This window comes from Moorena producens PAL-8-15-08-1 (assembly GCF_001767235.1).
Lineage (GTDB): Bacteria > Cyanobacteriota > Cyanobacteriia > Cyanobacteriales > Coleofasciculaceae > Moorena > Moorena producens_A.
Window position 1 is genome coordinate 9,147,238 of the sequence record NZ_CP017599.1, and the last position, 22,260, is coordinate 9,169,497.

17 protein-coding genes are annotated in these 22,260 nt (G+C 40.9%); 12 read left to right on the forward strand and 5 right to left on the reverse strand.

Translation table 11 applies throughout. The features are described 5' to 3' along the window. Positions 1-64 precede the first annotated feature (64 nt). Positions 65-283, reverse strand: a complete 219-nt coding sequence (locus BJP34_RS41680) for a hypothetical protein (protein WP_149031323.1) — start codon at positions 281-283, stop codon at positions 65-67. A gap of 196 nt (positions 284-479) precedes the next feature. Between BJP34_RS41680 and BJP34_RS49795 the strand changes: the two genes are divergently transcribed. From BJP34_RS49795 to BJP34_RS41685, 3 genes are all read left to right on the forward strand, one after another. After that, positions 480-788 carry a Uma2 family endonuclease gene (locus tag BJP34_RS49795; protein ID WP_267876437.1) on the forward strand — a complete coding sequence of 103 codons (309 nt, stop codon included), beginning with the start codon at positions 480-482 and terminating at the stop codon, positions 786-788. Between the two features lie 46 nt (positions 789-834). Next, complete coding sequence (locus BJP34_RS49800; RefSeq protein WP_267876438.1) at positions 835-1,017, forward strand: hypothetical protein; 183 nt, start codon at positions 835-837, stop codon at positions 1,015-1,017. A gap of 199 nt (positions 1,018-1,216) precedes the next feature. After that, positions 1,217-1,561, forward strand: coding sequence for a hypothetical protein (locus BJP34_RS41685; protein WP_158517626.1), 345 nt, complete (start codon positions 1,217-1,219; stop codon positions 1,559-1,561). On the opposite strand, the gene BJP34_RS48135 is transcribed toward BJP34_RS41685, so the two are convergent. Continuing rightward, on the reverse strand, positions 1,558-1,785 hold the full coding sequence (locus BJP34_RS48135) for a hypothetical protein (protein WP_070396074.1): 228 nt from the start codon (positions 1,783-1,785) through the stop codon (positions 1,558-1,560). The genes BJP34_RS41685 and BJP34_RS48135 overlap by 4 nt on opposite strands. 869 nt (positions 1,786-2,654) lie before the next feature. Here BJP34_RS48135 and BJP34_RS33555 point away from each other — a divergent pair. The 5 genes from BJP34_RS33555 (at position 2,655) to BJP34_RS33575 (ending at position 16,145) form a co-directional block, all read left to right on the forward strand. Next, a complete protein-coding gene (locus BJP34_RS33555) occupies positions 2,655-6,668 on the forward strand; it encodes a baseplate J/gp47 family protein (RefSeq protein WP_070396075.1) in 4,014 nt (1,337 codons plus the stop codon). A gap of 15 nt (positions 6,669-6,683) precedes the next feature. Continuing rightward, positions 6,684-9,584, forward strand: a complete 2,901-nt coding sequence (locus BJP34_RS33560; protein WP_070396076.1) for a hypothetical protein — start codon at positions 6,684-6,686, stop codon at positions 9,582-9,584. Positions 9,585-9,694: 110 nt separating this feature from the next. Continuing rightward, positions 9,695-9,919: a hypothetical protein gene (locus BJP34_RS33565; protein WP_070396077.1), complete on the forward strand. Its 225-nt coding sequence runs from the start codon at positions 9,695-9,697 to the stop codon at positions 9,917-9,919. A 50-nt stretch (positions 9,920-9,969) separates the two neighbouring features. Further along, on the forward strand, positions 9,970-12,558 hold the full coding sequence (locus tag BJP34_RS33570) for a hypothetical protein (protein WP_070396078.1): 2,589 nt from the start codon (positions 9,970-9,972) through the stop codon (positions 12,556-12,558). Between the two features lie 11 nt (positions 12,559-12,569). After that, the gene (locus BJP34_RS33575) at positions 12,570-16,145 is read left to right on the forward strand and encodes a contractile injection system tape measure protein (protein WP_229424504.1); all 3,576 of its coding nucleotides are present in this window, start codon (positions 12,570-12,572) and stop codon (positions 16,143-16,145) included. Here the strand turns inward: BJP34_RS33575 and BJP34_RS41690 are convergent. The 3 genes from BJP34_RS41690 to BJP34_RS33585 all read right to left on the reverse strand — a co-directional run bounded on the left by BJP34_RS41690 (position 16,102) and on the right by BJP34_RS33585 (position 19,878). Next, entirely contained in the window at positions 16,102-16,365 is a 264-nt protein-coding gene (locus BJP34_RS41690; protein WP_149031326.1) for a hypothetical protein, read from the reverse strand. The genes BJP34_RS33575 and BJP34_RS41690 overlap by 44 nt on opposite strands. 334 nt (positions 16,366-16,699) lie before the next feature. Then, a complete protein-coding gene (locus tag BJP34_RS33580) occupies positions 16,700-18,040 on the reverse strand; it encodes a TldD/PmbA family protein (protein ID WP_070396080.1) in 1,341 nt (446 codons plus the stop codon). A gap of 368 nt (positions 18,041-18,408) precedes the next feature. Beyond that, positions 18,409-19,878 carry a TldD/PmbA family protein gene (locus tag BJP34_RS33585; RefSeq protein WP_070396081.1) on the reverse strand — a complete coding sequence of 490 codons (1,470 nt, stop codon included), beginning with the start codon at positions 19,876-19,878 and terminating at the stop codon, positions 18,409-18,411. A 165-nt stretch (positions 19,879-20,043) separates the two neighbouring features. On the opposite strand from BJP34_RS33585, the gene BJP34_RS33590 reads away from it, so the two are divergent. The 4 genes from BJP34_RS33590 (at position 20,044) to BJP34_RS33600 (ending at position 22,149) form a co-directional block, all read left to right on the forward strand. Continuing rightward, the gene (locus BJP34_RS33590) at positions 20,044-20,430 is read left to right on the forward strand and encodes a VOC family protein (RefSeq protein ID WP_070396082.1); all 387 of its coding nucleotides are present in this window, start codon (positions 20,044-20,046) and stop codon (positions 20,428-20,430) included. A gap of 559 nt (positions 20,431-20,989) precedes the next feature. Next, complete coding sequence (locus tag BJP34_RS33595; protein WP_070396083.1) at positions 20,990-21,412, forward strand: profilin; 423 nt, start codon at positions 20,990-20,992, stop codon at positions 21,410-21,412. 84 nt (positions 21,413-21,496) lie between these two features. Beyond that, positions 21,497-21,640, forward strand: a complete 144-nt coding sequence (locus BJP34_RS45165) for a hypothetical protein (protein ID WP_158517627.1) — start codon at positions 21,497-21,499, stop codon at positions 21,638-21,640. Positions 21,641-21,687: 47 nt separating this feature from the next. Further along, the gene (locus BJP34_RS33600; RefSeq protein ID WP_070396084.1) at positions 21,688-22,149 is read left to right on the forward strand and encodes a DUF29 domain-containing protein; all 462 of its coding nucleotides are present in this window, start codon (positions 21,688-21,690) and stop codon (positions 22,147-22,149) included. Positions 22,150-22,260 lie beyond the last annotated feature (111 nt).

A 22,260-nucleotide genomic window follows, 5' to 3' on the forward strand; every position in this document is an offset into this window, starting at 1 on the left:
AAGTAGGGTGGGCAAATAGTCAGGATTGATGATGAAATTGCCTTCGGTACAGTATTTGCCCACCCTACCCAACGGAATGCGATCTACCCTGAGTGCGATCGCACTTGGAGAGAGGGTTAGGCGTACGCGGATAAAGTAGGGTGGGCAAATAGTCAGGATTGATGATGAAATTGCCTTCGGTACAGTATTTGCCCACCCTACCCAACGGAATGCGATCGCACTGACCGCTGACGGCTGAATGCTTAGTGCGTACGCGGAGCTTGTTTGGTGGGCAAATGGTCAAGGGTTCGTGATCAAATTGCCTGACGTATAGTATTTGCCCACCCTACCCGACCGAATGCGTACGCACTTAACCAATACAATGGTGCGTTACGGCTTAAACTATGGCAATATCATCTATTTTTATCAACCAAACCGCCCTTAGCACCCTACAAAATCTACCTGGAATATTGCTAAGCATTCTTCTGCTAACAAAATTCATGCAATCACCTAGCATTACTAACTCCTTAGACACTTTTCTCCAACAACCTAATATAGAAGCATCTCCTGCTTGGGAATTCATCCATGGACACCCGAAGCAAAAGCCTATGCCAACACTGTTTCATTCCCGCCTCCAACGCAACCTCGTAAACGCCATCAACAATCAAACCCAAGCATACGAAGCGATTCAAGAACTCCGGTGCATCATTCCTCCCTTATCCCCTGTACCAGATATTGTCGTTGTTAAAAGCGTCCGCCTCAGGGATCAAGATGGCCCCCTGGAAGGTTCACGCCTTCTGGTTAATTGAAATTCGCTCCCCTAACCAAAGCACATTAGACCTACAGAACAAAATTTTGCACTGCTTGAGCAACGGGACTCAGCTGGCTTGGCTAATCGATATTCAGCGACAGCAAATCTGGGTTTGGGAAAACCAGGAACTACCACTGGTGTTTGCCGGAACTGACATACTCCCCACCCTTGACACTATCTCAGACTTTACAGTAGACGCAATAATTGGAATGACCCGACAGCGATAAGGTAAGTATTCAGCTATCAGGTATCAGCTATCAGCTGATCTTGTAGGGTGGGCAAATGGACATGACACAAAGATGAAATTGCCAAACTTTCAGAATTTGCCCACCCTACGCCTAACTTTCAACTAACTAACCTTCAACCTTCAACCTTCAACCTTGGCCAAAAGGCCACGCTACGCGAACAACATCCCAACCTTCAACCTTGGCCAAAAGGCCACGCTACGCGAACAACATCCCAACCTTCAACCTTGGCCAAAAGGCCACGCTACGCGAACAACATCCCAACCTTCAACATCCCAACCTTCAACATCCCAACCTTCAACCTTGGCCAAAAGGCCACGCTACGCGAACAACATCCCAACCTTGGCCAAAAGGCCACGCTACGCGAACAACCTTCAACCTAAAAAAAATAGCCGCAGAAATACTATCCACGGCTAGGAATTTACCTTATGTCATTCAGTTTTATAACCTATCCAAACGTGCTCCTATGGGATTGGAGCGGATGGTTTGGCCAGGGGGAAAACCCCCCAGCAATTTAACGTGTTAACGGAGCCTGAAGTACTTGGTCATAATTGTTATGAATTCTCCGGGAACATCCGTCGGCTGCAGAGGACTCCACTCGGATATTTCGGCGTAACCCAGTGCATACAGGGCATGCATAGTATTAGTTACTGCCTTGCGGGAGCCCCTCAAAATGTGCTGAACAGGGCTTTTTTTTGAGGAATAATCATCGGGATTGTTGTCTGGATTGGTTGGAAATTCTGAAGGCATAAGGTTCACCTTTTGCTTTTTATTTATAAAAATAATTATAATGATTATAAATTAGTTTGTCAAGGGTTTTAAGATTTTTTTTTTTGAGGGAGAATGTAAAGAAATGCGATGGATAGCTATCAGCTATAGCAAAGGGAACAGGGAACAGGGAACAGGGAACAGGGAGTAGGGAAAAAAATCTATCAATTCCTACACGGATTGCTATATCAGCTATCAGCTATCAGCTTTTGGAACAACACTCTTCGGCAATAGAATGCTAATATTATGTTATGACAATTACCCTTAATAAAAATTTCCCCTATCTCCCTATCTCCCTATCTCCCTATCTCCCTATCTCCCTATCTCCCTATCTCCCTATCTCCCCACACTTCCTTTAGTGCGATCGCTTTTGTAGTGCGATCGCTTTTGTCGGGTGGGCAAATGGATATGATTGATGATCTTATTGTCATGCCTCTCATTATTTGCCCACCCTACCCCACTACCCCACTGAGTTATGGAAAGCTGAAGGCTGACCGCTGAGTGCTGAATGCTTATTTAGGCAAATGGATATGATTGATGATCTTATTGTCATGCCTCTCATTATTTGCCCACCCTACCCCTGCCTCCCCTGTGCCCTTGCTGCATCGCTTATTCAATGTTCGGTGTAGCTTGCCCTATGCCCATAAGCACCTCAAGTAGCGTGAGCCTAGCCCATTAGCTGACAGCTGTTCGCGTAGCGTGCGCGTAGCGCATTAGCTGACGGCTGATAACTAAATGCTTACACTAAATTTAATTTTCGTTCCTTATATAAATATTTATTACTTTTTTTGAGATTAGCTTGTTAATAAAGTTTACATCCGCCATCCTGATCAATGATGTAGAATTTAGCTATGAATAAAAACAATAAAATTATACATCAAATTTTTCGGGATGGCGTTAGTCAGCGCGGACGCTTGCTAAGGGAACTCGAACCAGATTATGTTTCCGTAGATGAGCGCGATGTTTCTGATTTAATCACCTTCGTACAAGAGTATGCCACAAAACTAAACTATTACGATGAGTCCAATCGGATAAATGGGGATTGGTCGAGTTTCTTTGCGGGAGATGTTGAGCAAATGGTTGCTTACATTAATAACCCGGAAAGCTTCGCAGACGAGCCATCGACACAACGGCAATTAGCCCAACCTCATCTAGTTTTGTTGTTCACGTTTTTACAATTATTACGTTATCCTCAGCAACAGTTCAAGGCACTGACCCAAAGATATCTCGATTTTTATTATAAAGAGGTACTGCAGTTAAGGACAAAAGAGGAAGTTCCAGACAAAATTCATGGGATTTTTGAGCTGGAGCAAGGAGAAGAGGCCCATCTTATTAACAAGGGGACTTTGCTCAGTGCTGGACAAGATAGTGAAGGGGTTAATATTAACTATGCCACCGATGAAGATATAGTTGTTAATCAAGCTCAAGTAGCCAGCATCAAAACGTTATTTATAGAAAAAAAATCTATTGGTTTAGAAGAAATTCATAATCAAGATAATAAGAGCGATCAAAGTTTTGAAAATATGCTGCGATGGGCGGTTGGTAGCCCCGAGCAAGGAGACCAACTTCCTAAGATAAATGTTCAAGTTGATGGTCAAACTGTTGATGTTGATGTTGATATTAATTATCTCAAAGGAACTATTTATCAAGCGACTCAAGATAATCAACAAACAGATAATAACATAACCTCTTATATTACTTATATTACAGAACAATTATTTTTCCTCAACACAGACGATTTTAACTATTGCTTTGATATCCATGAACGAGAAATTAATAAGGCCGAAGCAGATATAGAAGAACCTACAGAGTTGGAATGGAACGAAGTTTATAAAATAATTGAAAAAGCCTACAGAAAAAAAATTACCATGGGGAGGCGTAATGCCTTAAAAGGAAAGCTAGAACAGTCCGAAGATCCAGAAAAGCCTGATTTCAAGAGCATGATGGAATTGGCTCTTGGTCATCCTAATCCTGGTGATGATTTGCCGGAAATGCCTAATGGTTATACAACTCTCCAAGAGATATTTGATCATCTTACCCAAGAGCGAGTTATTAGATATGTCAAAGAAGAACTGTATCTGAGTGTGGCAGATTTCCGGAAGATTATGGAAATCCAAGCTACTACAGAAAATACTAACTGGAAAGAAGTCTATCGCCTCGTTGAGAAAGCGCAAACAAAAAAAAGGAACTTTACTTATCCTCCTATTGGAAAAACCGAAATTAAAAATATCCATGCCAGTTCTATAATTGAGGCAGAAGAGGGACAAGCAACTAAAGCACAACGTTTTAAGACTTTTGGCAACATTACTCAAACCTCACAAAATTCCATCGGTTTTGCCGTTACTTCTCCCGTCTTGTTGTTGCAAGAAGGTACACGGACTATTACCCTTACCTTCCCATTACACGAGGAAAATTTGAATCGAGAAAAGTTTCAAGAAATACTAAGTAAAAAACCTTTTGAGATTTACTTGAGTAGTGAAAAGCAATGGATACAACCTCAATCATTTGAAGTAGAAGTAAAAGAAGCAGAAGAAGCAGAAGAAGTAAAAGAAGCAGAAGAAGCAGAAGAAGTAAAAGAAGCAGAAGAAGTAAAAGAAGCAGAAGAAGCAGAAAAAGCAGAAGAAGAAGCAGAAGAAGCAGAAGAAGCAGAAGAAGCATCTAAATCCTATTTAAAATTACAATTTAAATTAACCCTTGATTCCACCCAACCTGCTATTTTGCCACCAAAACCAGATGAGTCAAATTTTTCCCTTGCAACTGCCCATCCGGTGGTAAAAATTATCTTGAAACTATCACTACAAGAAAATTCTCCAGAAAAAGTTATTTATACTTACCAGGAATTTAAATCAATACCCTTAGAAAAATCAGAAAAAGTCAAAATACAAGTTAAAGTAGAAAATAGTCAAGATGTCCAACTGCGGAACGATAACTCAGTACTAAATCCCAAAACTCCTTTTCAACCCTTTGGCAATAATCCTAAAGCAGGTTCGGGGTTTTACTTCGCTAATCGAGAAATTAGCACCAAAAAATTAGATAGTCTTGCCATCAATATCGATTGGATGGGACTTCCTCAAGACTTCGCCACCCATTATGAGGTATACAAGAGCACCGAGGTAATTCCGGAGGCAATTACTAATAATAGCTTTAAAGCCAGTTTGAAGCTTTTTAATAACCGAAGCTGTGTGGAGATTGAAAGCTCCAAATCTATCTTTACCCAAGAAGACAATACTTTAAGTAATCCAATTCACCTCAATTATCAAATTCCAGGCTATTCTCTGGATACTTCTTCCTATGAAACCGATACAGACGATCCTTTTGAACAAAGAAGGTATTTTCAACTGGAATTAGAAAGCCCAGATTTTGCCCATGATTTATATCCAGTAGTATCAACTAAGGTGGCTTTGTCAACGGATAATGATATCAAATCCCTGCCAGTTTATCTCCCTTACACCCCGCAAGTTAAAGCCATCTTCCTCGACTATACCGCCTCAGAGGAGATTGACCTAAAAAACGCCCCAAATCAACCTCACTCTAGTCAAATCTTCCAACTTCATCCCTTTGGCTATGCCGATATCCTTTCTCTCAATCAAGACAACAAATATAAACTCTTACCGAACTATCACGAAGAAGGCACTTTATACATCGGTATCCGCAATCTGCAACCACCCCAAAACATTTCCATCCTCTTCCAAATGATACCGGGCAGTGGCAATGGGGAACTAACTCCGCCACAGATTCACTGGAGTTACTTGAGTGGTAATTCTTGGCGAGAATTTAAAGATACAGAGATGCTTTCCGATAGTACCAACGGGTTAGTGGATTCGGGGATTATCCGCTTGAGTATCCCTGAGGGAGCCACCAGTCAGCAGCAATTATTACCCAGTGGTTTACATTGGTTACGAGCCAGTGTTACGGAAAACGCTGCTGCCATTCCTGATACTCTGGACATCAAAACCCAAGCAGTCAGGGCGACCTTTGTGAATCAGGGGAATGCAGCCGACCATTTAAGTAAACCCCTCGCAGCTAATTCCATTCAAGGATTTGTAACACGAGATCCCGCCATCAACACAGTGCAACAGCCCTATAGTTCCTTTGGCGGTAAACCAAAAGAAGACAATCGCGCCTTCACCATGCGGGTGAGTGAAAGACTGCGCCATAAACAGAGGGCTATAACCGCCTGGGATTACGAACGCCTGGTATTGGAACATTTTCCCCAAATCTATAAGGTGAAATGTATCACCTCTGCTGCTGGCAACCACAATCCTGGTGATGCCAAGGTAACTGTGGTGGTAATTCCCGACGTGGCGAATACTGCGCCTTTCTTTCCCCTGGAACCCAAAGCACCTTCCTACTTACTAAAGGAAATCCAGGCATACCTGCAAAACTATACCTCCCCATTTGTGCAAATCGTGGTAAAAAATCCCCGCTACAAACCCATTCAATACAAAGTGGGTATCGGTTTTAGCGCTGGATGTGACCAGGGGAACTATCTCAAACAACTCAATGAAGATATTAAACGCTTTTTGTCCCCGTGGGCCTATGAAGAACAAGCATATATTACCTTTGGTAGTTCAATCCCTAATTCCTCAGTGATCCATTTTATTGATAAAAGACCCTATGTAGATTATGTTGGCTATCTCAAATTAATTGAGCAAGTCGGCATTAAAGCTGGATCTGGCGGCAAGTCAGATATCTATTATCGGGTGATTCCGTCTAATCTTGCCCAGGTGCAACATCCTGATTCAATTTTGGTTTCTGCCCCTCAACATATTATCTACCTGATGGGCACAGAAAAATCTTATGATGAAGAGGATTTTGAGGGGATTGGTTATATGAGTATTGTTACTGATTTTGAAGTTAGTTAAAAGGAGTTAAAGAGCATGGTTCAAAAGAAGAGAAGTCAACTAAAACAATTATTCAAGACAGGTAAAAAGCCTTCTCAACAGGATTTTGCCGACTTTATTGATTCCACCCTCAATATAAAAGATGATGGCATAGAAAACCCGGCTGGGGCAGATACTCCCCTCAAGATTACCGCCCCCCTCAAGATTACCGCCCAAGGTACGGATGAGAAACTGTTGGATTTTTATGCGGGTGATACGAAGACTTGGAGTATTAATCAAAAGCGTGATGGAAACAAGGTAGGTTTAAATATATCTCATTCTGCTTCTGGTGAAGTTAGCAAGAGCAAGCTTTTTATTGACAGCAGTAACGGGAATATGGGACTGAGTATCGATCATCAGCCGACGGCGAAACTCCATATTCAGCAGACGTGTCATGAAGATGCTTTGCGGATTGATGATCAGTTAAAGGATACGATTTTTCTGATTAATAAAGATGGCAAGGTGGGGATTGGGACGGATTGTCCAGAGGCCAAGCTGGAAATTAAAGGAGATCAACCTGTCCTGAAGATTTGGGGTCAAGGAGATAATGATAATGCAACCATTCAATTGCGAGAATCGACCGCAGCAAACTGGGGTTTTGACCTTAAGTACATTGGGAATCCAGACAACAAATTCTATATAGAAAGCTATAGCGACTGCGTTTCAAAAGGAAAACATTTAACCATTGATAGAGAATCAGGCAATGTGGGGATTGGGACGACCTGTCCAGATGCCAAACTAGAAGTTAAGGGAAATTTAAAGCTATGCTACGGAGTAGCGGTGAATGCATTTTCTTGTGATGGTACTCTCGAAGGTTGTAGCGATCTGGCCATACCAACGGAAAAAGCAATTAAAACCTATGCCGATACTAAAGCACTTCTCAATGGTTCTCCGAGTGAGAATTTTTCAACCAAAAACCTAACTGTAAATGGAGTAATTAAACCAAGTGCGGGGAATAAAAAAAACAACGGTATTTTCTTTAGTAAAGAACCGGATTATGGGAGTAAAGATGCTGCCTGGATCAGGTATTACCGTTGTGGAAATTCAGGAGAAAATACGACACTGGAGATTGGAACATCTAATGATTGTGACGATCATATTGTCTTAATGCCTGGAAAGGGCAATGTGGGGATTGGGACGACAAATCCAAGGGCTAAACTCTCTATAAATGGCGGTTTGCACGTTGGTGGTGATTCCGAGCCAGGGAATAACAACCTACTGGTAGATGGGCGTACAACTACAAAGGAATTATCTGTCTCAGGAAGTCTTAGCTTTGATACACCCACAAGACAGATAATTAACATGTGTAATAATAATTACGGGATAGGGATACAGGATAGCACTCAATATTTCCGCACTGACAATAATTTTGCTTGGTACAAAGGTGGTACTCATGATAACAATGAACTGAACCCTGGTACTGACGGAACAGTACAGATGGTTATCAAAGATTGCCATGTGGGGATTGGGACGATAGATCCAGGGGCAAAACTAGAAGTGAAGGGCAATCTCAAGCTACTAAAGGGAGTAGCGGTGAATGAATTTTCTTGTGATTGTACTCTCGAAGATAATAGCGATTGTGCAATACCAACGGAGAAAGCAATTAAAACTTATGCCGATACTAAAGCGCTTATCCATGGTTCTGTGAGTCAGGATTTTTCAGCAAAAAACCTAACTGTAAATGGAGCGATACAACTAAGTTGTGGTGATGCTGCCTGGATCAGATATTACCGTCGAGGAGGTGAACCAGAGGCAAGGACACTGGAGATTGGAACATCTAATCATTGTGACGATCATATTGTTTTAATGCCTGGAAAGGGCAATGTGGGGATTGGGACGAGCAATCCAACTCACAAGTTTCATGTCCTAGGATCAGATGCAGTAGGCTTATTTCAATCTTGCACTAACCTAACCGTCTTAGAACTTTCCACCAACGAAGGATTGAATAATCGGGTAGAAATTGCCAATAAACCTGGTGGGCGATTGAGCTTTTCTACAGCAGAAGCGTGTGATGTATTCAACGTCACCAAAGATGGTAATGTGGGGATTGGGACGACAAATCCAGGGGCAAAACTAGAAGTGAAGGGCAATCTTAAGCTACAACAGGGAGTAGCGGTGAATGAATTTTCTTGTGATTGTACTCTCGAAGGTAATAGCGATTGTGCAATACCAACGGAGAAAGCAATTAAAACCTATGTAGACACAAAAACACGTTTTTCTGGTTCTGCGAGTCAGGAGCTTTCAGTAAAAAACCTAACTGTAACTGGAGCGATACAACTAAGTTGTGGTGATGCTGCCTGGATCAGATATTACCGTGGAGGATGCGAACCAGAGGCAAAGACACTGGAGATTGGAACATCTAATCATTGTCACGATCATATTGCCTTAATGCCTGGAAAGGGCAATGTGGGGATTGGTACGGATAGTCCAGAGGCAAAGCTGGATGTGTTAGGAAAAATTAAAGGTGGCGGGGTTTTGGCTGGAATATGGGCAGCCCAACCAGAGACTGATGTTTCTATCACATGCGCGGGGTGGGAAGATGTTTCCGATACATCAGTTACTTTCACCCTAGATAGAAAAGCAATAATTTTTTGTACCTATTCAATTAATGTCCAACCAGAGGGGAATTGTAAAGGTCGTAATCTCGTTGCAACAAGGCTAGTCGTGGACGGTAATGGCTGTCCCCAATCTGGTTCGCACTTTCAAGCCCATAGCTCTAATCATCCTAATGTGAATTTGAATGGCAATGTCGTCTTGCCGCTTGGGACAGGTGAGCATACCGTTAAGCTCCAGTCGAAGAAAGTTGGCGACAATGTGGCAAGGTGGACTAGCAACCCATCATGCCTAGATGGCTTCGGTGGCGGAAGAACACTTGTGGTCATGGCATTTTACCAATAAAAGGCTTGGAAATAATCAGTGCGATCGCCTTGGATTAAGAACCTCCCAACCCACTCCTAACCCATCCGAGCAGGGAAATTCGCACTTAAACAAATCAGTAATAAAGTAACATGAAAGAACAACTAAAAAAACGCCTAACCCAACTCAAAGCCGAATTTGAATCAGGACAAAAAGTAATCGCAGATTTAGAAGCCAAACAAGCCAATGTCCGTGAAACATTACTCCGCATCCAAGGAGCAATTCAGGTATTAGAAGAAGAGTTAACTAAACATAATGGTGCTGCATCTGAACCAGAAACGGTGGAGGTTTTAGAAACGGAAGCAATTGAAAATTAAGATAAATCTTGTGGAAATAAACAAGCATAAACTATCTTTCCCCAATCACCATGACTGAAAACCTTACCATCTCCAACGCTCCCCCAGCACATCCTGGCATGAATTTCGCCTTATTGCGACAAGAAGGAATCAAGCACATCGAACGCCTAGGGGGGAAACTGTGGACAGACTACAATACCCACGATCCCGGCATTACAATCCTAGAGCAACTCTGCTATGCCATCACGGATTTAAGCTATCGCCTTGACTTCGAGATGAAAGACTTGCTTGTACCTTCTGCTGGAGAAAATAGGAAACAGTTTTTCACCGCCAGAGAAATCCTCACCGTTAATCCCCTCACAATTAATGATTATCGCAAACTGCTAATCGACATCGATGGTGTTAAAAATGCATGGATTAAACCCATTAAGAATTCACAACCCCCAATTTATTACGATTCCCTTCGTCATACCTTAACTTTTGAAGCTTCTAAACGCACTCAGCAAGTCAACTTAAATGGACTTTATCGGGTACTAATCGAAAAAGACAAAAATGTCTCTGACGAAGCGAGTCTCATCGAAAAAGTAAAATCTAAACTTAATCAGCATCGAAATCTGTGTGAAGATTTTGCCTCAGTCGAAATTTTACCCATTGAAGAAATCACCATCTTTGCCGAGATTGAGATTGAAGAAGGATTTGATGTGAATGAATTAATGGCACAGATATATTTGGGCTTAGATAATTTTATTTCTCCTCACCTACATTTTTTTACATTAAAAGAACTACTGGATCAAGGCAAAACTCCTGAAGCAATCTTTGATGGTGTTCCCCTGGAACACGGCTTCATTGACGATGAAAAACTTGATAGTTTTATCAAGAAAGACCAACTGCGCACTTCTGACCTAATTTCGATTATTTCAGATATTCCAGGGATAAAAAATGTTGGAAGCATTACTATTTCAAGGGACAATTCATCTGAATCAGAAGAATTGGCGTTAGCATTAGATCCTAATCTAACACCCCAACTCAAATATATAGATTGCTTGACAAGTAACATCACCTTTTGCAAAGGACAAATTTCGTGCAATCCGAACCTGAATAAAGCTAAAAATTATCTGGAATCATTACGACAAAAAAATCCCAAAACACCATCAACCACACAAATAAAAGATATCCCCATCCCAGTGGGGCAATACCGAGAATTATCTGACTATGAATCAATTCAAAACGATTTTCCTGCTACTTACGGTATTGGAGAAATAGGTTTACCGGCTTCTGCATCCCCCAAACGCAAGGCTCAAGCCAAGCAACTGCAAGCTTATTTAATGTTTTTTGATCAACTTTTAGCTAACTATTTGGCTCAATTAGAACACACTAAAGATTTATTAGATTTTCAAACTAAGAACAAGACAACCTACTTTTACCAGGAACTTTATAGCATTCCAGGTGCGCCAGAAATCCTAAACTTTGAGCAAAATTCACCAGATGGTAAATGGAATGATATTGATAAGATAAGAAGAAACCGTTTCCTAGATCATTTAATGGCACAGTTTTGTGAAAAGTTCACAGATTATTCCTTACTTTTATATGATTTAATCCTGGAGGAAAAGCTGATTGATGATAAGCTGATTGATGATAAAATTAATTTATTACAGAAGTATCCCCAAATTAGCGCCGGAAGAGGTAAAGCATTTAATTACACTGATTCCAGTCAGGTTTGGGATACAGACAACGTATCGGGACTAAAACAAAGAATTTGTAGTTTACTAGGAATTCCTTACCATCGAAAAACTTTGGCTCTCTGCAATGAATCGGATGAAACCGAAGGTTTCCATATAGTCGAACATATTTTACTTCGTCCTCGCAGCAGTAACGACTCCAAGCAAAACCCTAATTTTTTGGGAGCATCCCAATTTGGCACGTTAGCCATTTTAAAGGGTACTGAAACCTTTGCACTATCGTTACTTTTGGTAATAATTTTACAAAAATGGTATGCTCTCAATTTTTTAGATTTTGGTCATCCAATTTCGGAATTTAAAAGAACAGATTCAAACACAATAGTAACTTGTGTGTCTGATAAACACGGACTTTCAAACAATGAACGAATACAAATATTTAACACACGTAATTACAATGGGATTTATTCTGTTAGGGTGTGGTCAAAAGTAGATATTTTAGCCTGTACTCTCCTCATACATACAGGGTTATACCAACTCGTATCACTACTTCTACAGGTTCAACAAGATACATTCGATATAGAAATAGAAACGGAAGTTGTAGAATCAGAAACAGGAAAATGGGTACAATTATATCACCCGATAGATCCTTACTCTTTCCAAATCAGTTTTGTATTCCCTGATTGGCTACCTCGCTTTCGAGAAGAAAACTTTAAAAAACTAATTTATAACATTATCAGTGCGGAAATACCAGCCCATATAACTCCTTATTTCCACTGGTTAAATAAAACAAAAATGCTAAATTTTGAAACGGCTTACACTCACTGGTTAAATACAATTGTAGATAAAAAGACCACACCTGTTCCTATTAAGAGTACGACTAATAACCTAATAGAAGCCTTGGAAATTGGTCGTGTTGGTATAACATCATTTAGCGTCCTTGGATATATGACTATCGGCACAGATTTTGAAGTTATTTGTTAAAGCCTTTGGAAGTGAACCAACAACGACATATTATCAAAAAACAGATTATAGAACTTAATTTAAGTTCACAACAAGGTGCTTTTGAACTGCAAAACGAGGTAAGTATAATATATCGCCATAAAATCCTCCCCCTGATTGATAATTTGTTTAATCAGTTCAGCGATTTAGACACAATACATCGAATTAATACCCTAGAAATAGACCTAGGAAATATCGATATCAATAATCTAGAACAGGAATTGATTGACAAAATACTAGAACAAATTCAACAGCAATTAGCAGAACAAATTAGCCACTCAAGTTCCAGTTTTTCAACACAGGCACAACCTAAGACTGAGTTGGGTGAGTCTTCACCACTGCTTGGTAGAACAGAGGGAGAGACAGGCAAAAATATAGGACAAAATAAAATTACCTCTGTAAATGCAACGAGCTATCAAAGACTATCTGATCAAATTGGCAAATCAGAGATTGCTAGTAAAAGCGCTTTACAACTAGAGATTTTTAGCTACTTTATCCAAACAGGGATGCTACCGTGGTGGGCAGAAAACTTAAGCAAACAAGAGCTAGAAGACTATTGCGATCGCCTGATCACCAATTCCCCAAATCAGGTAAAGTCTATTGTTAAGCTTTGCTTAAAAAATCCCAAGCAATTACAGCGTATTATTTACCAATTTTCGGATTCAATACTCCTCAAAATATCCGGATTGTTTACTGGAGATTCAGTCCAGTTTATTGCCGACTATAATACAGACATAAAACCGGTCTTGGCACAGCTAGAGCAGACCAGAAATATTCCGGAAGCCAAATTGAGATTGGAGATATGGCAAGGAATACTTTTCAGTATCTCTTCAGATAGTAATACTCAAGTAGATAAGCTCAAGTTAATCGAAGAAAATTTATTACATATTGCCACCAGTAATCGGATTAACTATCCTGATTTTTTAACTAATCTTGTTGCCAAGATAGAGCATCTAGTCAGACAAGGAAAAGAATTTAAAAGTCAACTTCCAGAAATCTTAGATAGAATCCAAATTCCTAGCCAAGAGACACAGTTAATTAGAACAGAAGAAAGAGCGTCACAACTAGAGATTTTTAGCGACTTTATCCAAACAGGTATACTACCGGAAAACTTCAGCAAACAAGAGCTAGAAGACTATTGCGATCGCCTGATCACCAATTCCCCAAATCAGGTAAAGTCTATTGTTCAGCAAAGTCTAAAAAATGCCAAGCATTTGCAGCGCCTTATTTACCAATTTTCGGATTCAACACTCCTCAAAATAGCCGGATTGTTGACTGGGGATTTAGTCCCGTTTATTGCCGACTATAATACAGACATAAAACCGGTCTTGGAACAGCTAGAGCAGACCAGAAATATTCCGGAAGCAAAATTGAGATTGGAGATGTGGCAAGGAATACTTTTCAGCCTCTATTCAGAGAGTAATACTAAAGTAGATAAGCTCAAGTTTATCGAAGAAAATTTATTACATATTGCCACCAGTAATCGGATTAATTATCCTGAGCTTTTAACTAATCTTGTTGCCAAGATAGAGCATCTAGTCAGACAAGGAAAAGGATTTAAAAGTCAACTTCCAGAAATCTTAGATAGAATCCAAATCCCTAGGCAAGATACACAGTTGATTAGAGCAGAAGAAAGAGCTTCACAACTAGAGATTTTTAGCGACTTTATCCAAACCGGTATACTCCCGGAAAATTTAAGCAAACAAGAGCTAGAAGACTATTGCGATCGCTTGATCACCAATTTCCCAAATCAGGTCAAGTCTATTGTTAAGCTTTGCTTAAAAAATCCCAAGCATTTGCAGCGCCTTATTTACCAATTTTCCGATTCAATACTCCTAAAAATAGCCGGATTGTTTACTGGGGATTCAGTCCCGTTTATTGCCGACTATAATACAGACATAAAAGCTGTCTTGGAACAGCTAGACCAGACCAGAAATATTCCGGAACCCAAATTGCGATTGGAGATATGGCAAGGAATACTTTTCAGTATCTCCTCAGATAGTAATACTCAAGTAGATAAGCTCAAGTTAATCGAAGAAAATTTATTACATATTGCCAGCAGTAATAACATTAACTATCCTGATTTTATCAATAGTATTGTTCCCAAGATAGAGCATCTAGTCAAACAAGGAAAAGGATTTAAAAGTCAACTTCCAGAAATCTTAGATAGAATCCAAATCCCTAGGCAAGATACACAGTTGATTAGAGCAGAAGAAAGAGCTTCACAACTAGAGATTTTTAGCGACTTTATCCAAACCGGTATACTCCCGGAAAATTTAAGCAAACAAGAGCTAGAAGACTATTGCGATCGCTTGATCACCAATTTCCCAAATCAGGTCAAGTCTATTGTTAAGCTTTGCTTAAAAAATCCCAAGCATTTGCAGCGCCTTATTTACCAATTTTCCGATTCAATACTCCTAAAAATAGCCGGATTGTTTACTGGGGATTCAGTCCCGTTTATTGCCGACTATAATACAGACATAAAAGCTGTCTTGGAACAGCTAGACCAGACCAGAAATATTCCGGAACCCAAATTGCGATTGGAGATATGGCAAGGAATACTTTTCAGTATCTCCTCAGATAGTAATACTCAAGTAGATAAGCTCAAGTTAATCGAAGAAAATTTATTACATATTGCCAGCAGTAATAACATTAACTATCCTGATTTTATCAATAGTATTGTTCCCAAGATAGAGCATCTAGTCAAACAAGGAAAAGGATTTAAAAGTCAACTTCCAGAAATCTTAGATAGAATCAAAATCCCCAGCCAAGAGACACAGTTTATTAAAGAAAGGGAACAACTGGAATACCTAGTAAGGGAATTGCAACACCTTGATTTAAATAGCCAGATATTACCCCAACATAAACAGCAAATTAATCAACTTAAGACTGAAATAGAAATATTACGAAATGCAATCAATAATCCTGCCCAAGTCCAAAGGTCATCAGACCTGATTACACGCTTCAAACAACTACAGAAAAGTCTTGAAACTCTTAAATTCAACATCCAACAAGAACTCAAGTCTAATCAAACCAGATTTCCAGATGTTGTCAATACTTTTAGTGACTCTGATGAAATCTACATTTACAATGCAGGATTAATTTTGCTATGGCCATTTCTGACTCGCTTCTTTGTCAAAATAGGACTGGTACAAGATAAGATTTTTATTAATACCATATCTGCTGAACGAGCAGCCCTTTTACTCCAGTATTTAGTTGATAACTCAACAGAAATACCAGAACACAGTTTACCTCTTAATAAAATACTATGCGGTATAGATTTATTAGAACCTATAGACACCAATTTAGAAATCACCGAACAAGAACGAGCAGAATCTGAAAACTTATTATCTGCTGTGATTCAAAATTGGTCTATTTTGAAAAATACATCAATAGAAGGATTTAGAACAGCTTTTTTGCAGAGAAACGGTATGGTGAGAGTTCGTGATGGTAGTTGGCTGCTACAGGTTGAACGTGAAACTTACGATATTTTACTAGATAGAATTCCTTGGAGCATACGAGTTGTTAAGCTGCCGTGGATGGATAATATTTTATATGTAGAGTGGTAAGCTGTAGGGAACAGGGAACAGGGAACAGGGAATAGGTAATATCATGTTCGGTTGAATACCCATAATTAAGGAGAGGGTGGGGAGATGGGGAGATGGGGAGATAGGGAGATAGGGAGATAGGGAGATGGGGAGATGGGGAGATAGGGAGATAGGGAGATAGGGAGATTTTTATTAAGCGATGCAGCGCGGTCTTGGGGGTTTCCCCCATGAGCGACTGCATCAAGACAGGGTAATTATCCTGACATGATATGATATGATAACCAATTTAAATGCGCGACAGGTTAGCCGGGGAGTTAATCTAAAAAAATAAGCATTCAGCTATCAGCTGAATGCTTAAAAAAGTTACTAACTTTTCAGTTTTATTAATCAACCGTCAACCGTCAACCTCTTAACCGTCAACCTCTTAACCTTCAACTTCTTAACCGTCAACCTCTTAACCTTCAACCTTGGCCAAAAGGCCACGCTACGCGAACAACCTTGGCCTTTGGCCACGCTACGCGAACAACCTTGGCCAAAAGGCCACGCTACGCGAACAACCTTAAACCTGTTAACCTTCAATCCCCAGTAATGGACAAACCATCAACCCAGATTTTTGGACACACTCCACCAGAGGTAAACTCAGGCTCTTTTTCCACATAAATAATCGATTTCAGCAGTTCCCGAAAATCTCCGGCTACCGTTGCCGAATCAATACTAGTTAATTCTCCCTTATTCACCATCCAACCATCAAAGGGTAGAGAAAAGGAACCTTCGAGTGCTTTAACTCCCGCATGAAGCGCATTCACCTCATCAATCCAAATCACATTTTCGGCTTGCTCCAAGCTGTACTCTTGTTCAGCAGATTGACCAGGAAAAACATGATAGAAATTAGGGCTAACTGTAACTTTTGCCCCCATATTGGCATGACCTGTTGGTTTAGCATTCAGGCGTTTGGCGCTGCCAGCACTGTGCAGAAAATTGCTTAACACCCCTTCTGTAATTATGGGTACTCGACGAGTAGGTGTTCCTTCTCCATCAAAATAGACCGGTGCCACATTCTTTGGATGTAGCTCATCATCACAGACAGAAAGCAAAGGAGAAGCAATTGGAGTACCTAGAGACTCTGGAGTCGAGAGGCTTTGCTTGTCTAGAATATTTTGAGCATTAAATAAATTAGAAAAAGCATTCAGTAGACTCAGGAAAGCTTCGGGAGAGAACACTACCCGATATTTTCCGGACTTAACTTTCTCATAGTTCAAGTGACTGATGCTTTTCTCAGCAGCTTCTTGCAGACAAGTCTGAATATCCAGAGTTTCTAAACCTTGACTAATCTTATAGGCACCAGCACTACGGGGCTTTTTCCCTTCTTCCTCAGTTTTGGTATAAAGATAAATGGAAGCCGAGGAGCTAGCTTGCTGGCGCAATGCCCCATCACTATTGAGATAAAAGCGCTCAACATCCCGTTGAGATAGTCCATTGTAAGGAACTCCGGCAATAGCTGAGTGAGCGTCCAGTAACTTTTTCTCTGAATCCAGTAGGGTTTCTACTAATTTAGATACTGGCTGTTGAGGCACTTGATTATTGGGAATCTCTGGAATCGATACTGTTGACTCAGGGCTAAAGTCTGGGGCGTTTTCCTTCACCCCAAAACTACTCGCCTCATAAGCGGTTTTTAAGGCTAGTTCCAACCCAGTTGGGTTGGTATCGGTAGTTGAAGTAATGCCTACTTTCTGGTCTTGATTCCAAACCCGTACAGTTACACCAGAGCGATTAGATGCCTCAACCTGTTTTGGCTCACCCTGGTCTACTTGAACACCAGCTTCATCCACTGCAGAGCCATAAATATCGAATTTTTCAATTCCCAGGCGTTTTGCGATCGCAATCGCCGAATCAGCTATCTCATTAATCTTGGTCATCTTATGTTTAGATTGTGAATGTTTTGATTAACAAAAAAAAAGAGCGATGATATCAAATCCGGTTAATCACTTCGGATGTAAGCATTCAGCTATCAGCTATCAGCGGTCAGCGATTAGCGCTACGCGCACGCTACTTGAGGTGCTAGCAGGCGCTTTAACTGCACGGGGTCGGATCAGTAAAACGAGCAGGGATTTTCAACCAGCCGTACCAGCACCCCCCAGCTGGTTTACTACCGACCGTTGATTAACTGACGGCTGATGACTGTTTGCGCAGCGTGCGCGTAGCGCATTAGCTGAATGCTTACGATAAGTCTTCAACCGGAGATGATAGTCTAACACTAGTCCCAAAGCCTGGCTGCTGGGGTAACTTACCGTCCACCAACCGTAATCGAATCTACCTTGATATGAGGTTGACCTACGGTTACATAAACACTGCCGCTAATGGAACCACAGAAACCAGCGGCTAATCCTAAGTCTTTGGAACACATGGAAATTTTATTCATAATTTCCTTAGCTTCTCCAATCAGAATTGCCCCTTTCAGCGGTTTAGTGATTTTGCCATTTTCAATCAAATAGGCTTCATCGACACCAAAGTTAAATTCCCCAGTAGCACCAACACTACCACCGCCCATGCGCTTGCAGTAAATACCTTTATCGATAGAAGCAAATAAATCTTCTACCTCGTAATCACCAGGAGCAATGTAGGTATTGCGCATCCGTGAAGCAGCAGCATAGGCATAATTCTGACGGCGGCCACTACCTGTTCTGGGGTGTCCAGTCAGCTGAGACCCTGCCCGGTCGGCGATAAAATTCTTCAGTATGCCATTTTCAATCAACAGAGTTCTTTGGGCTGGCATGCCCTCATCATCCATATCAATGGTTCCAAAGGCATTGTCAGATAACCCTTCATCCCAGGCGGTGAGGCTTTCGTTAGCAATCTTCTCGCCTTTTTTGTCAGCAAACGGAGTAGTTTTTCGCTCAATCTGGGTCGTTTCCAACAGGTGTCCACAGGCTTCATGGAAAATTACCCCACCAAAGGAATTGGCCATGATAATCGGGTAAGTACCAGACTCTACGTAATCCGCATAGAGCATCTTACCAGCAGATTCAGCAACTTCCTCAGCAGTACCATTATAATCCCAGGCTCTTAGAAACTCTGGGTTACCGGTACTACCAGCACGCTTGCCAATAGAAGAGCGATGGTCGCCATCAGCACATAGTAGGTTATATCCCACAGACTGAGTTAAACGAATATCTCTGGCAAAGGTGCCATCACTAGCTGCTACCAGAACTTCCTGCCAATCCCGGAAATAAACAGCCCGTCGGGATTGGACATGGCTAGCCTTGCGCTGGAGTGCCCCATTGGCATCCAGGAGTACTTCTCCCATTTCTGCCATGGAACTGCAACCGGATAGCCAAGTGTCTTTGCCTTTAGCAGTAGCGTAATCCCGCAACAGTTCCAGGTTAGTTTCTGGGATAAAGGCATTAGGGGTAGGTAATTCCAGCCCTTGAATCGACAGGGCTTTCTCCAAAGCCGCTTTTAGCCCCGGAAAGGATAAGTCATTAGTGCTAACATAGCAATCTGACTTACCCCGAAATACTCGGATACCAGCACCAGAAGACAGGCGGGGAGAAATGCTAGTAATGGCATCATCTTCGGCAAGACAGCTGATGTAGTTGACCCGCTCTAGGAAAAACTCAATGAAATCAGCACCAGCTGCTCGTCCTAATCCCAGGAGAGTGGAAAGGGGAGCTCTCCAGCTTTCATCAAAGCTTGAGGATGTGGATTGGTATTCCAGAGTAGGTAGTTCTTTGGATAGAAGTAGGGTTGGGGGCATAGATAATTTCCTTATCCTTTGGATATATATCCTTTTGATGATGGGTTTTATATTTGCCAGTCTAGCAAAATCCTCAAAAGTTGGTTGAATCTGGTTCCATACTATGGGGGATGATCTTTGTTGATTGAAAATTATTCATTTATTACTTAATTTAAGATTATTTTTATGAAGACTAAAGGATTTCACCATGTAGCGATTATTTGCTCAGATTATGAACAATCGAAACAGTTTTATGTGGATATTTTAGGGTTTCCGATTATTGAAGAAACCTTCCGAGCTGCGAGAAAGTCTTATAAATTGGATTTACAAGTGGGTGATGGGGATAGGATTGAGTTATTTTCCTTTCCTAATCCCCCTGAACGAGTTAGTCGTCCCGAAGCTTGCGGATTGAGACATTTAGCCTTTCAAGTCGATGATATTGAAGCGTCGGTTAATTATCTCAAATCCCAGGGAGTGGATGTAGAAAGAATTAGAATTGATGAGCATACTGGGAAGCGATTTACGTTTTTTCAAGACCCAGATGGATTGCCGTTAGAAATGTATGAAAGTTAAATAGAATCGGGAATCGGGAATCGGGAATCGGGAATCGGGAATCGGGGGAAGAGTGTGGGAAGTGTGGGGCGGGGGCGCGGGGAGGGTGGGGAGATAGGGAGATAGGGAGATAGGGAGATGGGGAGATGGGGGAGATTTTTATTAAGAGTAATTGTTATAACATGATATTATGCTTCTATTTTCATGAGTGTTTTTGCATGCATTGAGATGCACCCTAGGGATCAGGGAGCAGGGATTAGGGATTAGTGAGCTGATCCAGATTTAAATTGCATAATTTAAGGGATTGTTTTTTTTGTTGACAGTCAACAGTCAGGGAAGGAACTCCTGTCGTTAAACTAAACCGTCTATTTGATTGGCTTTGATCATACCAATTGGACTTACTGCGTTTTTCATAACTATAAGGTACACAGGATTTTTTACCTGTTCTCCATTCCCTGTTCCCAGATCCGCTGTTCCCTGTTCCCTAAAACCCAGGAATCTATACCTCAACCAATTGAAAAATGCTGTAAAACATTGTATAATTTGCTAAGAATTAAAATTTTAAAGGAAACTAAAGAAAATGTCTTGGGATAGCTACATTGATAATCTAATTGGACAATCTAAAGACGCTAATGGAACTGTTCATGTTGATAAAGCTAGTATCATAGGTATTGATGGTGGTGCTAACTGGACTACAGATGCTCATCCTAATGCCTTAAAGCTCAATCCTAATGAAAGCACAAACATAGCTAATGCTTTTAAGTCAAAGGATTTCTCGGGATTCATGGCAGGAGGTATATCGATTGAGGGGCAAAAGTATCAATTTTTGCGGGAGGAAGATGGAAAAGTTGTTTATGGAAAACAGAAAGATTTCGGAGCTGTTACTCTCCAGGCAAGCAAAACGGCTATCGTTATTGCTCACTGTCCAGAAGGTGGCCAACAAGGAAATGCCAATAAGGCCGTTGCAGTTATTGCAGAGTATTTAGAAAGTCTGGGCATGTAACGGTGGATAATGATCTGGCAAAATCAGGAGTGGGATAGATTAGTGATTAGTAACAAGTGATTAGTAACAAGTGATTAGTAACAAGTGATTAGTAACAAAGGAAGTATAGCTTTTTTTTACCCTAATGAGGTACACATAGTTTTTTACTTCTTCCCTCTTTTGACTTTACTGCTCCCTGCTCCCTGCTCCCTGCTCCCTGCTCCCTGTTTCCTGTTCCCTGTTCCCTAAAACCCAAAAACTCCTTACTAGCTTTAAAACCGCTATAGAGTACAGCAATGACTCAAATAAGTGATTTATATTATCTGTATGATGTTGATAATGAAAAATGGTTAATAGAGACCCTGAAACTACTAAAAGAAAAACGACTAGACAATCTCGACATAGAGCATTTAATTGAGGAATTAGAAGGATTGGGACGTCGAGATAAATTAACAGTTGAAAGTTTTTTAGAACAAATTATCAGACATTTATTACTCCTGAACTATTGGCAAGAGCAATATGACTATAACGCGAACCATTGGCAAGCGGAAATTATGAGCTTTAGAAGTCAACTTGAGGACTATTTAACTCAAAACCTCCGCAATCATTTACAAAAAAATCAAGCCAAAGTTTATCAAAAAGCTTTAAAATATGTCAGAAAAAAAACCGGTATGATGATTGAATTTCCTGAAGACTGTCCCTATGCTCTCGAACAATTATTAGATCAAGATTGGCTGCCTTCAAAAGCTGATATGTAAGCAGTCAGCGGTCAGTGGTCACTGGTCAGTGGTCAGCGGTCAGCGGTCAGCGGTCAGTGGTCAGCCGTCAGCCGTCAGCCGTTTGCCTTTGGCTGTTCCCGTAGCGTGGGT